We start from the raw sequence: 14,081 nt of genomic DNA, 5'->3' as shown, positions 1-14,081 counted from the left end.
CTCAAGAGCCATCGGGCAGGCGGGAGGACAGGTGAGCGAAGCGCCCTCCCCGCCCATTAGAGTGGAGCTATGGACCTGCATGCACAACTGGAACCGCTGCGCCCCCTGATCGGCACGTGGCGGGGTGCGGCCTTCGGGCGGTACCCGACGATCACCTCCTTCGAATATACGGAGGAGCTCACGTTCACGAACGTGGGTAAGCCGTTCCTCGCGTACGAGCAGCGCACATGGTCCCTCTCAGGGCAGGCCATGCACATGGAGACGGGCTACCTGCGGCTGCCAGCCCCCAGGATCATCGAGTTCACCCTTGCCCAGCCCACGGGCCAGACCGAGCTCGCCGAGGGCACGATGGTCATGGAGGGCGGGGAGCTCATTCTCGCGGTACGCGGCAAGGTCATGAACACGGCAACCGCGAAGATCGTTGAGGCGACCGAGCGGGAGTACCGCCTCTCGGGGGATCGCCTCACGACGAGCTTTGCGATGGCGGCGGTGGGGCAATCGATGACGAACCATCTCTCGTCTCACCTGATTCGCGTCTCGGACTAGCCTGCCGTTGCAGGATTGTTGGCCAGCAGAGCGATGACAGCCCTGTCGGACTGACGCGTGAAGTTCGCAACCTCCCCCATCTGGAACAGTTCGAATATTCGAGGGTTGATGTAGGAGTCGCGTGCGATCGCGGGGGTATTGTGCAGCGCAGCGGCCGCTTCCTTGATGGCTGCGCGTTCCGCTTCCGGAGAGGTCAATCCGCTCTTCGAGGCAGTCCAGAGGGCACGTGCCGCCACGACGGTTCCCTGCCAGGTGCGGAAGTCTTTCGCCGTGAAACCATGCCCCGTGATTTCTCCCAGGTAGGCGTTGATATCGGAGGCAGAGACCCCGTGCCATTCCTTGCGCCGCCCTGTTCTGATCGAATAGCAGATCGCGGGCGCGCTGCGAGGGCTCTTCGGAATGTCTGTGAAGAATTCGAGGAGAAGCTCGTCGTCGAGGACAACATCCCAGTCGTTTGCGGACTTCCCCTTGAACCGCAGCCGAACAATGTCGCCCTCGATCGTGACGTGGCGGCGTTGGAGCGTGGAGGCCCCGAAGGAGCCGTTCTCCTCCGCATACTCCTGCCCGCCCACCCGCAGGCCCGCACGGTCGATCAGCCTGAGGGCGGCGGCAAGGGCCCTCGTTCGCCCATCGCCGCGCTTGAGATCCCTCGTGATCGTGCGGCGGATGGTGGGGAGGGTCTGGGCGAAGGCCAGTGACCGGGTGAACTTCTCCGTGTCCCTCATCTCCCGCCACATCGGATGATAAAGATACTGGCGCCGGCCAGCCTCATCCACCCCGGTGGCCTGAATGTGGGCATTGGGTTTCGACGCGATCCACACATCATTCCAGGCGGGCGGGATGACAAGGCTATCGATCCGGGAGAGGATCGCCCGCGACGTGATCTTCCGGCCGTTTGCGGAGACATAGCTGAAACCTCGGCCTGCTCTCTTCCGGGTGATACCGCCCCGTCCCGGTTCAACACGCTCCAACGCCATGACCAGCCCCTTCCCTGTGGGACACAAATCTACAGCGGCTGCCAGGTTCTCGCCCGGCATGCCGATATCCCCGCCGCTGGCGGGGATATCGGTGTGGGCTTCTCTGGTGCCGGGCTCAGACGAGGGTGAACACACCCCATGTGAGCAGGAAGCCTGTGAGGCCGAAGACGGTGGAGAGCACTGTCCAGGTTCGCAGACCGTCCTTGACGGTGAGACCGAGATACTTTGTGACGATCCAGAACCCCGAGTCGTTGATATGGGACAGACCGAGTCCGCCGAAGGCGATGGCAAGAGTGACGAGGACGGTCTCGAGGCTCGAGTAGCCTGCCTGGGCGATTGGTTCAGCCATGAGGCCCGCCGCTGTCAGGATCGCAACGGTTGCCGATCCCTGGGAGGCGCGCAGGGCGAGGGAGATGAGGAAGCCCGCGAGAATGATCGGCATGTCGAGATCGGCGAGCGTCTGTGACAGGGCGGCCCCAATGCCCGACTGGACGAGAACGTTGGCGAAGACGCCGCCCGCACCTGTCACGAACACGATGACGGCAACATCGGGGAGAGCCGAGTCGAGGATCGAGCCCCTCTTCTCGAGCGACCACCCCATCTTGTGCCCGATCACGAGGTAGGCGACGATGACACCCGTGAGGAGTGCGATCGCGGATGCTCCCGCCATCCCCAGCCACCGCTGGCCGGTCGATCCTTCCTCGAGTATCGTGTTTCCGACCGTCCCTGCCATGATCTGGAGAATCGGCAGGAGGATGAGGATGAGGACAGTGCCAGCCCCGATGGCTGCCCGGCGCGTCGTTGTCGCCGAGGCAGACGTGTCGGTCTCGACTCGTGGAGCGGCCGTGGCGGGCGACTCGAGAAGGGAGATCGCTTCGACGTTGACACGCTTCGCCGCGAAGTAGCCGATCACGCCAGTGACGGCGCACAGCGGGAGGCCCACCATCAGCATCATGCCGACATCGGCATTGGTGATGCCGGCGGCGGCCACGGGGCCGGGATGTGGCGGGAGGGCTACGTGGACCGTGAGCAGGACGCCCGCGACAGGCAGGCCGATCTTCAGCGGGTTGATCCGTGCGATCCTGGCGAAGCCGAAGACGATCGGGGCAAGGATGATGAAGGCGACATCGAAGAAGACGGGGATGCCGAGCACGAAGGCCGCCGCAGTGACCGCCGCGATCACCCGCTTCTCCCCCAGCACGGCGGTGAAGCGGGTCGCGAGAGCATCCGCACCTCCGGATGCTTCGATGAGCCTGCCGAGCATGGAGCCCAAGCCGACGACGATCATGACAGAGGAGAGAGTATTCCCCATGCCGGTCTGGAGGGTGGGGACGATCTCTTCAGCAGGGATTCCCGTGGCAAGAGCCGTCCCGAACGCCACGAGGAGAATCGCGACGAAGGCCGACATCTTGATCCTGATGACAAGCAGCAGGAGGACGATAATGGCACCGATGGCGATGCCGAGCAGTGCACCAGCACTCATGGCTGCACCGGCTGTTCGGGGGCGACGACACGGATGACAGAGGAGTCATCCATGGCGGCCTGGCCGTTGGCGTAGCCGAGCAGGTACTCCTGTTCTGCGGCAGCGGCGACCGGCACGGCCATCCCCACCGATTTCGCCGCATCGGTCACGATTCCCATGTCCTTGACGAAGATGTCGAGGCGGGACTTCACCTCAGCGTTCTCGCCCTGGTAGGTCTCGATCGCACGCGGGCCACGATCTCCGAGCATGAAGGACGCGGCCGCGCCGGACATGAGGGCGTCAAGGGCGACGGACTGGTCGAGTCCGAGCTTGCCGGCAAGCGCAAGAGCCTCAGCGGCCGCAGCGATGTGGACGCCGCACAGGAGCTGGTTGACGGTCTTCATGCACTGCCCCTTGCCGGGAGCCTTCCCCACCCACACGAGAGTCGACGCCATCTCGTCGAGAACAGGCTTCGCCTGCTCGTAGACAGCCTCGTAGGCGCCAACCGTCACGAGCAGGTCTCCCTTGCCCGCACGCACGGGACCTCCCGAGACGGGAGCATCGACAAGGCCGATCGTGAGCTCCGACAGCTGCGCAGCCACATCCTCGACGGCGGTGATGCCGATCGTCGAGGTCAAGATGATCGCGGAGCCCGCCTTCATGTGGGAGGCGATGCCTTCCGTGCCGAACAGGAGCTCATCGAGCTGTGCTCGGTTGCGGACGGCGACAAGAACCATGTCCGCGTCGGTCACGGCCTCGCGGGAGGACTGAACGCAGGTCACGCCTCTGCTCCCCGCGAGCGCCATCCGATCATCCGAGATGTCGTAACCGATAACAGTGAACGTTTGGGCGAGCCAGCTCGCCATTTCCAGGCCCATCGCGCCGAGGCCGAGGACGGCAATTGTGGTCGACATTTTCTCTCCTTTGAGTCAATGAATGGGTGCGTCGTCGCACCGCAGGTAGTGATGAATAGATAGACCGCAGTTAGTTTTGAGCAGATAGTTTGTCGACGACGTCGGCAAGCGAGGAGTCATCGCCCACGTTTCCGGCGAAGACGATGTAGGGGATTCCGGCGGCGGGTCCGTCCTGTCCCGTCCAGAGGGAGACGATGCCGGGGAGCATGGGGCCGACAACGACAGCTCGGCGGATCTCAAGCCCCTTCGAGGCGACGTCGGAGGAGGTGATGCCTCCCTTGGCCACGACGAAGCGGGGCGGCTTCGCGGCAAGGACGCGCTTGACGGTATCGACGACGCTTGCCGAGACGCGGCGGGAGATGTCGAGGGAGGAGTCTGCGTCGGCTCCCGTCACGAGGGTTCTCGAAGTTCGCAGCACAACGTTGCCGTCATCGAGAGCGCCCGCGACATCGGCTGCGAGTTTCTCGATGTAGTCCTCCACCCCGCCCGAATCGATGACCTGGCGGACATCGATCTCGAACTCGGCGGGGGCCCGCCTTTCGCGCAGAGTGTTGAGCTGCCGTGTTGTCAGGCCAACGTGGGAGCCGACAACGATGAGGCCGCCAACCGCGAGATCGCGATCTCCTCGTGCGGCGGCGATCTCAGCCTCTGTGAGAGGAGCGTGGACATCCTGTCCGATCCGCGCTCGAACGAAGGGCGGGCCCACCCGGTAGATAAACCGGGAGCCTTGTTTCTCGGCCGCGATCAGTGCCATCGAGAGGAGGAGAAGGTCTTCCTCCGTCACGATGTCGACGACGATGACCCTTGCGTCCTGGGCCGATAGGAGCAGATCGAGTGTTGCCGCGCTGTCTGTGCGGAGAGTGTTGATGTCGAGGACGAGCACGTCGTCGGCCGGGATATCACCGCCGGTCTTCTCTGCCACCCACTCGGGAAGGTAGGAAGAAGAGTAGCCAAAGGTTGCGTCTTTCGCGAACTCCGTCTCCCCCACGGGGGTGAAGCCGGCCGCGGCCGACCCGGCATAGTGCGTTCCGTGGATGGTGATGCGGCCAGCATCACCGAAGGCGGGAACGACGACGATGCCGTTGATCGAGGCTCCGCTCGAGGCCTCGATCTCGGCGCGAATCGTGGCCGGTTCGAGCGGGAAGTGGCCCCGCAGGGTTGAATCCGATCGTGAGACGAATGCGATGTCGATGCCGGCCTCACCGGCGGCCGCGAGGGCGGCGGTCACCGCTTCCCTGTTGACTCGCTCCGCATCGGCAGGCGCGAGGGATCGGGAATTGATCATGACATAGACGGCGGGGCGTCCCGTGGAGAACGCCCACGCGAAGTCGTCCCTCGACCAGGTTGTCAGGACTGGCAGGTCCGCAACCGATTGCGTCCCCGTCGGGTCGTCATCGAGGACAACGTAGACAACGCTGTCGCCTTCTTCTTTTCGGCGTTCGACGACGTCTGCCGCGCGAATGCTCACGGCGGGCGCAACGCCCGCCAACAACTCATCAAGATTCTTCTGAACCATTGCTACCCACACTTCCTTGTGCTCTGACCTCTGAGGTCTTGGCATTACCCTAGGCTTCCCCCAAGGAAAAGACAAGCACAGAAAACGTCACCTTCGCGCAGAACCGTTGACACACATGCTCACCTCTCCCGTGACAGGCACATCGCAGTGGGCGCGGGCGAGTGCTCCGTTTAGCGGGAGCATCGCGGAGGCGCTCGAGATTCCCGTGGTCCCTGTGGCGATAGGGTGATGGACTGCCCTATCCATGCCTGCGGTCAGGAATTGTTCGGGCTTCTTCCACGACATCTCGATAGACTGAAGGTTCGGTCGGACAAGAAGAGAGAATCGGCGTGAAATCAAGCAGCGTTGCGAGAGTAGTCGAACCCAATCCGGATCCCGCACAGATCGCCTTCGCACGCAAAATGCGAGACGACTTCACGCGGCTCATCATGGAGCACCAGTTCGCCGTCGATGAGATCCTCACCAAGGTATCGATCCTTCGAACAGAGTTCCTCCACCTGCACAGATACAACCCGATCGAGCACGTCTCCTCCCGGGTGAAGTCGCCCGAGAGCATTCTCGACAAGGTCTCCCGGCGCGGACTCGAGCCGTCGCTCAGCGCGATCAAGGAGAACATCACCGACATCGCCGGCATCCGCATCACCTGCAGCTTCATCTCCGACACGTACCGCGTCCTCGAGGCACTCACCTCTCAGTCAGACGTGCGCGTGATCGCCATGAAGGACTACATCGCCGATCCGAAACCCAACGGTTATCGAAGCCTCCACGCCATTGTCGAAATACCCGTCTTCCTTTCGACCGGGCCGGTACCTGTCACGGTCGAAATCCAGATCAGAACGATCGCGATGGACTTCTGGGCAAGCCTCGAACACAAGATCTTCTACAAATACGACGGGGATGTCCCTTCTCATCTCGCCACGGACCTCAAAAACGCCGCGACCATCGCTGGCAGCCTCGATCGTCAGATGGAGGAGCTCCACACCGAGGTTCACGGCGCCACAAGCCTCGATGACGCCAAAGGCGTGCACGACAATATCGATGATGACTTGCTGCACCGATTCTGGATTCTGTCGAAGAACTACCAAGAAGACTGACCTTAAGGCACACGAACCATCAGAGGATTGAACACCCTGTACTCTTCCTGGCAACTTCTCCAGGTGACGAGCAGAGGGAGATAATCGCACGGCTGGCGCGCATCATCCGCGATCGAAGAGCACTACGAGCGCCACCCTCTTTGCTTTCTCTCCGCCACAGCACCGTATGGACGGCATTTCGCAGTGCCAACGGTTCACAGTCGCGGCGAAACGCACGGTCAGAGAGAGGAATCGGGCGATTGACGCGATGGGCAAGGCCACGTTTCTTTCGGCATGCGAAAGAAGTCAGGGTCTGCTAATTTCTCATTGCTCCTTCAGTAACCATCGCTTAGAAAGGACTCAAGGCAAGCATGAGCCGCCGACGGAGCTACCATGCCCTCACCGTCGTATCCGCTCTCGTCTTACTGACCGTGAGTATCTTTGCTCTGGGATTCAGCAGCAGGGCACACGCTGACACCCAGCCCTCGATCACCGGAAACTGGAGTGCGAACTGCACGACATTCACCATCACCTCAACAAACGACTTCCCCGCCGACACCAACTTCTCGGCATATGCCATCAGGTGACAAGACCACAACCATTCACGAAGGCCCCGCCAACTTCGGCGATCCACTCGTCTTCACGGGCCTCGATGGCTCAAACGGCATCACCATTCAGATCGATGGGTCTCTCAGGCCAACCGCTTACGCGTGCACTCAGGTCCGGGGCGGCTACGTTGAGGGAACCCCACAAACCTGCGACACCGTTGCGGTAACAGGCGGGATTCCCGGCCGCACTGAAGCCTACTTCTACCCGCGCGTGCTCCGCCTCTTCAACGAAGACGGCTCTTACACCGGCAAGGAAATCGCGGCTCAGGAACTGCCTGAGGGCGAGAACGGCGCCACGTACGCACTGCCCATCAAGGGAACCTTCGATGAACTCACCCCTGGCAGCACCTACATCGTGAAGTACGGCCTCCTCTACAACGGAAACTTCCAGCAGGAAGGCGAGCAGGCCACCAAGACCTTCACGCTGGCTGAGGAATGCCCGGTCGAACCGACTGATCCAGCAGAACCGACAGAACCCGCTGAACCGACAGAGCCGACAAAGCCGGCCGAGCCCACGGAACCAGCTGAACCGACAGATCCGTCGGAGCCGTCAAACTCGACCGAGTCGGCCAAGCCAACGGTCGAGGCTGATCGCGAAGATTCAAATAGCGCACTGCCGAATGCTGGTGCTTCCGTGTCGACCTCGGGCGTTGTCGGCGCGATCGCGATCATCGCCGGCATCGCACTAGTAGCCATCCAACGTCGCCGCGAAGGATAAACACACCTCTGCGCGACACCTCGAGGGGGTCGTCCGGGCACTGCTCGGATGACCCCCTCTTTCCAATAGCTTCATCGGCTACCACTTCTGTCAGTCTGAGCTTGGACTATGTGGCAGCTTGCGTCGCGACTCTGACGATCGGCATAATTTCGATGTTATTTCTCAGGAATCGACCATCGCTGAGCAGCAGACGCTCGACCGGCCTCGTCAAACACAATGCCTTCCTGTGACAGGAGATCGCGCGGTGAACGCGTTTCGTTCTCATCCAACCAGGAGAATCCATCACTAATCGTTCCATCCGTTCGCAAGACTCGATGTGCGTTCTTCATGCGGTTCGAAGCGATGTAGTTTCCAACGGGTTGCGGCGCTGATTTCACCGCCTTCGCCAGATCGCCGTAGCTAACCCATTTACCTCGGGGAATTTCTTCGACGATTTGTTGGAGTTGTTCCCACATTGAGGCAATATTCCGGCCTCCAGTCGCTCTTTTTGAAGCCGTGAGATCTTCGATCCGCTTCAACCAGCGCGCCAATGAGCCCTCAACAATAGTTTGATGGAAAATTCCGGGAGTTAAGTCCTCGATCTCTTTAGTCATCATGATTGATGCGAGAGCTTCTTCCACGGAGAAACTCTCAACGCTTCCTGCGTCCGCAAGTTGCTCATAGCCGCGTCTGCCCTTGATTTCTCTCCAGCCCTCGAGTTCGAAGTCAGTGAACACCCTTCCGAACTCTGTCCGTAGATCGGCGATGTCACTCTCAGTGGCTTGGGTGCCCTCCAGTGACTCGATGAGGGGAAGGAACTTCAACAGTTCCCCATAGGGGTTCTCGGCGGCAGGTTCAAGTTCATCATCCTGGTACGGGCGCAAGGTAAAGACCAAGTCGTCGGTATCGAAGTTCAGATGATTGAACAATGCGCGGAGGATACTCATTTTCTCATTGGTCGAATTGCTAACCGCCACCCACAACTCAGGTGCCAGTTCTTCCTGGTATCGATTACTGCCTGTTTTGCCAAGCGTGAAACCGAGGCCACCGCCCGCCGCATACTCGTAAATCGACTCCCGATTTCCCGCCATTAGCTGGCGGATCACCAGTCGGGTTAAGTCCTTGAAACTCTTGACGGTGGTGGTCGTACCGTCATACTCAAATGAGACGATTACGCGGTTTGTGAATGAAATGTCATCGCCCATTGGCAACGTCGGCAAAGGCTCTCGAACAGGCTCAAATTCCGTGTCGATCATTGGCCAATAGCTGAGCGCAACACTCGTTAGGGCCTCGTTGCGATGGCGAATATCGGCTTCCGTCCAGGTGGACGTCTGCTTGATGTATTCATTGAGCCGATATGGGGAGCTGTCAAATCCAGCTTCGACGGTCTTCTTCGCCGTGAAAGATGCGTTGGAATACTCGGAATTGTAACCCGTGACCGTGAGGTTTCCGATGCGATGCAGCCAGGTCTGGTGGACTCTTTCTGGATCTGGCCGAAGCTCTTCACGCCAGTCCTTCGTCAAAGTTTGCGGCATAATATGCTCGATACTCAGATCTCCTCGTTCGAGGGCGGTGGCAATGGCCCGGTTATCCTTCGACCAAGTGTTTTCCAAACATTCGAAGAGGTACCGTCGATTGTTCGCCGTGAAGCTAAAGAAGCTTCGCGTGGAGAATGCTTCCCGAAACTCTTCATCAGTTGGGAATCTGCCTGACGTGTCTGCACGCCGGAGTAGCAGGTAGGCGATAACGTCAGCAATCTTCGCACCCTCTGTTCGCAAGCGCCGAGCATCACTGTAGAGCGTCGCGAAGATCTTGTTCAGCGCATTCGACGGAACTCCTACCACTAAACGGCGGAAGAGATACGCGTCAACAAGTTCTATTGTGTCAGCGAAGTCATCCGCACTGATCTGCCCCGCCCTGAAATCTCCAAGAAGCGGCATGAGGGCTGGCATGGTGACTTCGTGCCGCAAAAGGTTGTATCGACGCAAGCGAGCATCGGCGCGCGCAATGCCAGTCGTGGCAGAATTCAGGTCCCGGAAGTACTCGGAGAAGCTCCGCATTGAGTCCAGTAGATCGCTGACGGGCATATCTGAAAGCTCGAGGTATTCCTTGAAGGCCTCGTAGACTGTGTCGAGACGCGGAGTCTTGCGCGTCTTTGAAACAAGGAACAAGCGGACAAAAGAGTCCGTGTCGAAATGGACATTGTGCTCCATACGGTTCCAGAAATGTTCGTAGAGGTGATCTTGTTCTTTGGAAGGCATCCCCATAAGGACCAGGTTTCGGATCTTGTCAGACTCTTTGAGCTCCTTACCTGTCGAGTTCAGTGACTCGAAAATACGTTGCGGGTCATCGTGCGCTTCCAAATCAAGAATCATCGCCTCCAGTCGCCGAATTGCATCCCACAGTTCATCCCCGGTCAGCTCTCTCTCGGCGATTCTCTGCATGAAGTAGCGATAATTTATCGTCACCGACGATTTCTCGACCGGCTCCTCGTCCGCCAGAAGCGCTCGATATGCCTCTAAATCGTGCTTAACCGGCTTGAGCTTGATCTTCGACTCCTTCGATATGAACGAGCCGGAACCTTCAAGATAGTTTCGTCGGATCTTGGCGGAGAGTTCTGGGTCATCCGCTTCGACTATGCCGCGCGATAGCGAGTTCGACAGCGCTAACATGAGCAAGCTGGTGGTCGTCAAACGCTGTTGACCATCGATGACCACCCACGAAAATCCCGTCTCAGGTTTTCCAACCACTGCTCCGAAAAAGTGCTTTGGTCGATCCTTCTTAACAACATCGACAAGATCGTCGAAAAGACGTTCGCACTGCTTTTCACCCCAGTCGTAGTTGCGCTGATACACCGGGATGATTAGCTCCTTGTCAGTGCCGTCGAAAACGGTGTAGATGTCTTTGACGTTCCCCTTCATACGGGTTCCTCCATAGCTTTAGCAGTGTGACAGGGTTAAACGTTCTTGCGGAATCGCTGGCAATAGCAGCTCGTTGGGGGACGATGCAGACATCAACAAAGTGAGTGCACTATGTCCAATGAGCAGAAGAGACAGGACTATCGATAGGATCTGACGCCGCTCTGACTCTCTAGCGAGAACTCCGTCACCTCAACAAGGTTCAGAATCATCAACGCGTTCTGTGGCATATAGCGCGAAACCGTTAATCGGTATAAAGCCGTCACGTCGCGATACGGCCAGGAGTGTTTCGCCATGACCACACCATACCCGAGCACGGTGGCCAGAAAGATGCGAAAACGCATGCTCACATAATAGAAACTTCTCTGTCACCAATCACCGTCAATGCCCCGATAGGTAGCCATAATCGCGGGTCGACCTTCTGAAGCTTAGGCCCCAGTGCAAATCTCCAGAACTTGTCAGTGTTGAGGTGAACGAATTGGCTCGGACCTGCATGGATGGGAGCAATCTCAAGCCGAATGGTAGTACCTCAAGTGGGGCATGCTGAATTACGTGCCACTGCATCTCTGCCAAGACTTTACCGTTCGAGTATCGCACCGTCGCAGCGTGGGGACGTGACGATACAGATGCAAAATGAGGTCTTGCGTCAAACTCCAAATTAGGTTTCATTTATCCCCAAGGAGGGGAGTATCCCACCAACGTCTCGTCGTCACTACGGCTCCACCTACGGGAGTTCCGGCGAGCGGGTCCTTTGACAGGGCCGGGAGAGACCTCCGATCGAATGATCGGAAAGGTCTTATCATGGATGTTCCTGTGTCGGTTTGGGCCGCAGTGCTCGTCTTCATTGTCGTCATGCTCGCGATTGATCTATTTTCCCACCGCCACGCCCATGTGATCGGTGTGCGGGAGGCAGCCGTATGGTCCGGCATCTGGGTTGCCTTCGGGGTCGCCTTCGGAGTCATCGTCTGGATGGCGTGGGGTGCAGAATTCGGCCAACAGTATTTCGCCGGCTACCTCATTGAGAAGTCGCTCGCGGTCGACAACGTCTTCGTCTGGGCAATCATCTTCAGCTACTTTGCCGTCCCTCGAGAGTTCCAGCACCGAGTGCTCTTCCTCGGGGTTTTGGGCGCCCTCGTCTTCCGTGTCATCTTCATCGCTGCCGGATCCGTGTTGATCCAGAACTTCTCCTGGATCCTCTATGTCTTTGCCGCATTCTTGCTCTACACCGGCTACCGGATGATTCGCCAGCGCAACGAACACCTGGATCCCGAGAAGTCTGCCGTTCTGCGAGTATTCAACCGCTTCGTTCCAATGACTAAGGCTTACCACGGTCAGAAGCTCCTGGTACGCCGCGGAGGCGTGCTCCTTGCTACCCCACTCCTCGCTGTCCTTGTACTGGTCGAGGTCACGGATATCGTCTTCGCGGTTGACTCAATCCCGGCAATCTTTGCGGTGACTGACGAAGTGTTCCTTGTCTTCACTGCTAACGCCTTCGCGATCCTCGGCCTGCGGGCGATGTACTTCCTGCTGGCCGATCTGATCCACCGCTTCATCTACCTCAAGATCGGCCTCGCCTTGGTACTGATCTGGGTTGGTATCAAGATGCTGCTCAAGATCGACATCTTCTATATTCCCACAACCCTCTCCCTCGCGGTTGTCGCAACGATCATCACCATCTCGATCGTTGCTAGCCTCCGTGCAACGCGCGGACAAGGGCGAAAAGCACTACCTAGTCCGACAGATCCTCCGTTCCGGGTCGCAACCGAAGAAGAGAACGCCATCCTAGAGCCTGTGTGGCGGGGCCGCTGAACGGGGAGACGTTCCGCGGCCATCACCTTGCTGGCCGCGTAGACCCTTTCGGGTCAGGCACCTCTTTTAAGAGCTCCCGCGCTCGAACCAGGACTCGCACCTCCTCTTCCAGCTCACGGATACGACGCTTCGCGCTGCCAAGTTCAACCTGCTTGGTGCTGGTCATACCCGAAAGCTCACCTCGGTCATTGAGACTCTGTCTGCGCCAGTTATAGATAGTCTGCTAACTGAGGCCCTGGTCCTCTGCGACAGGCTTCACAGGCATACCGTCAGCAAATAGGTCGAGGACCTTGCGTCTGAATGGTTTCGGGCAACAGCTCATAGCCGGCCTCCTTCTTGGTGGCGCTGCTACCAAGATTCCAACAGACCAACTCCGTTAAAGCCTGGGCACATCAGAATCTCCACCAAACCCAGAGCGATTCACTACCTGCTCGTGAGCGAGCTCGCCGAGGACGGGATCCCCGTTACGGTCACGTGCCGGGTCTTAAAGCTTGCCCGTCAGCCCTACTACCGGTGGCTGGCCAATCCAATCACCGATACCGAGCTCGTGGAAGCCTACCGTGCCAACACTTTATTCGATGCCCACCGGGCTGATCTTGGGTTCGGACATCGCCTGTTAGCTGATGTGGCACGCGAAGCAGGTCAAGACATGAGTGATCGCACCGCGTGGAAAATTGCTTCCGATAACGGCTGGTGGTCAGTGTTTGGCAAGAAGCGGGCCAAGAATGGAAAGAAGCCCGGACCTGCGGTCCACGACGACCTGTGCGTCCGGATCGATGAACACGGCCGGGTCCGGCACGAATTCACTGCTGATGGGCCCAATCGGCTGTGGCTGACCGATATTATCGAGCACTGGACCGATGAAGGCCGGCTCTACCTGTGCGCGGTCAAGGATGCCTTCTCTGGCAAGATCGTCGGCTATTCCATGGACTCTCGCATGACATCTGATCTTGCCGTGGCCGCACTGGAAAACGCAGTCAGCATACGCGGGCCAGTTGCCGGTTGTGTCGTCCACAGCGACAGAGGCTCGCAGTTCCGTAGCCGAGATTTCTTGGTCGCGCTGAATCGCCGCGGACTGGTCGGGTCAATGGGCCGGGTCGGGGCTGCTGGTGATAATGCAGCCATGGAGAGCTTCTTCGCTCTGCTACAGAACAACGTTCTCGATCGTCAGCGCTGGGCCACTCGTGACCAGCTGCGCGGTGCGATCATGGCCTGGATCGAAGGGACCTATCATCGTCGGCGCCGACAAGCAGGCTTGGGACGTTTGACTCCGATCGAATTCGAAACCATGATGAACACACCCGCCGCAACAGCGGCATGAAAACAAGCTGTCACCTAAACCTTCAGCAGACCCTTCTGACGTCTCAGCATGGCCAACTATCGCGCCGAAGAAGTGCTTCTCTCGTTCCGACCGCGCCACATCGACGAGGTCATCAAAGAGTCGTTCACACTGCTTCTGTGTCCAGTCGTAGTTGCGCTGATAGACGGGAACGATGAGTTCCAGGCTCTTTCCGTCAAAGATCTTCGTAATACTTTGAACAATGCCCTTCATTGGATATCC

Annotated in this window: 11 protein-coding genes and 2 pseudogenes; 6 read left to right on the top strand and 7 right to left on the bottom strand. The window is 58.9% G+C overall.

The genetic code is table 11. The features are described 5' to 3' along the window. The first annotated feature begins 69 nt into the window (after nucleotides 1-69). Nucleotides 70-546, top strand: a complete 477-nt coding sequence (locus H2O75_RS01400; protein WP_182172648.1) for a heme-binding beta-barrel domain-containing protein — start codon at nucleotides 70-72, stop codon at nucleotides 544-546. Here the strand turns inward: H2O75_RS01400 and H2O75_RS01395 are convergent. From H2O75_RS01395 to H2O75_RS01380, 4 genes are all read right to left on the bottom strand, one after another. Further along, on the bottom strand, nucleotides 543-1,523 hold the full coding sequence (locus H2O75_RS01395; protein ID WP_220462753.1) for a DNA topoisomerase IB: 981 nt from the start codon (nucleotides 1,521-1,523) through the stop codon (nucleotides 543-545). The two genes, H2O75_RS01400 and H2O75_RS01395, sit on opposite strands and share 4 nt — an antisense overlap. Before the next feature lie 115 nt (nucleotides 1,524-1,638). After that, on the bottom strand, nucleotides 1,639-3,006 hold the full coding sequence (locus H2O75_RS01390) for a GntP family transporter (protein ID WP_182172645.1): 1,368 nt from the start codon (nucleotides 3,004-3,006) through the stop codon (nucleotides 1,639-1,641). Continuing rightward, complete coding sequence (locus H2O75_RS01385; protein WP_182172642.1) at nucleotides 3,003-3,899, bottom strand: NAD(P)-dependent oxidoreductase; 897 nt, start codon at nucleotides 3,897-3,899, stop codon at nucleotides 3,003-3,005. The genes H2O75_RS01390 and H2O75_RS01385 overlap by 4 nt, the downstream gene beginning before the upstream one ends. 70 nt (nucleotides 3,900-3,969) lie before the next feature. Next, nucleotides 3,970-5,460 carry a four-carbon acid sugar kinase family protein gene (locus H2O75_RS01380; RefSeq protein WP_259365275.1) on the bottom strand — a complete coding sequence of 497 codons (1,491 nt, stop codon included), beginning with the start codon at nucleotides 5,458-5,460 and terminating at the stop codon, nucleotides 3,970-3,972. A 284-nt stretch (nucleotides 5,461-5,744) separates the two neighbouring features. Between H2O75_RS01380 and H2O75_RS01375 the strand changes: the two genes are divergently transcribed. From H2O75_RS01375 to H2O75_RS10770, 3 genes are all read left to right on the top strand, one after another. Continuing rightward, nucleotides 5,745-6,509 carry a GTP pyrophosphokinase gene (locus tag H2O75_RS01375; protein WP_259365274.1) on the top strand — a complete coding sequence of 255 codons (765 nt, stop codon included), beginning with the start codon at nucleotides 5,745-5,747 and terminating at the stop codon, nucleotides 6,507-6,509. Between the two features lie 350 nt (nucleotides 6,510-6,859). Then, nucleotides 6,860-7,075, top strand: a complete 216-nt coding sequence (locus tag H2O75_RS01370) for a hypothetical protein (protein WP_182172636.1) — start codon at nucleotides 6,860-6,862, stop codon at nucleotides 7,073-7,075. Next, nucleotides 7,062-7,814 (top strand): LPXTG cell wall anchor domain-containing protein, encoded by a 753-nt coding sequence (locus H2O75_RS10770; protein WP_220462752.1) that lies wholly within the window; start codon nucleotides 7,062-7,064, stop codon nucleotides 7,812-7,814. Before H2O75_RS01370 ends, H2O75_RS10770 begins: the two co-directional genes overlap by 14 nt. Before the next feature lie 155 nt (nucleotides 7,815-7,969). Here H2O75_RS10770 and H2O75_RS01360 read toward each other — a convergent pair whose 3' ends face one another. Together H2O75_RS01360 and H2O75_RS01355 are read right to left on the bottom strand one after the other, a co-directional pair. Continuing rightward, a complete protein-coding gene (locus H2O75_RS01360; protein ID WP_182172633.1) occupies nucleotides 7,970-10,714 on the bottom strand; it encodes a GmrSD restriction endonuclease domain-containing protein in 2,745 nt (914 codons plus the stop codon). Nucleotides 10,715-10,851: 137 nt separating this feature from the next. Continuing rightward, nucleotides 10,852-11,055, bottom strand: a complete 204-nt coding sequence (locus H2O75_RS01355) for a hypothetical protein (protein WP_182172630.1) — start codon at nucleotides 11,053-11,055, stop codon at nucleotides 10,852-10,854. Between the two features lie 469 nt (nucleotides 11,056-11,524). Between H2O75_RS01355 and H2O75_RS01350 the strand changes: the two genes are divergently transcribed. Both H2O75_RS01350 and H2O75_RS01345 read left to right on the top strand, forming a co-directional pair. Next, complete coding sequence (locus H2O75_RS01350) at nucleotides 11,525-12,520, top strand: TerC family protein (RefSeq protein ID WP_220462751.1); 996 nt, start codon at nucleotides 11,525-11,527, stop codon at nucleotides 12,518-12,520. 424 nt (nucleotides 12,521-12,944) lie between these two features. Next, nucleotides 12,945-13,841, top strand: a pseudogene (locus tag H2O75_RS01345) (IS3 family transposase); the annotation flags it as partial. 60 nt (nucleotides 13,842-13,901) lie between these two features. Here H2O75_RS01345 and H2O75_RS10965 read toward each other — a convergent pair. Continuing rightward, nucleotides 13,902-14,072: pseudogene (locus tag H2O75_RS10965) on the bottom strand (GmrSD restriction endonuclease domain-containing protein); the annotation flags it as partial. Between the last annotated feature and the right edge of the window lie 9 nt (nucleotides 14,073-14,081).

Source organism: Flaviflexus equikiangi (assembly GCF_014069875.1).
In the GTDB taxonomy this organism is placed as follows: Bacteria; Actinomycetota; Actinomycetes; order Actinomycetales; family Actinomycetaceae; genus Flaviflexus; species Flaviflexus equikiangi.
The sequence above is the reverse complement of the archived record's forward strand: the minus strand, read 5'-3'. Positions and strand labels throughout refer to the sequence as shown.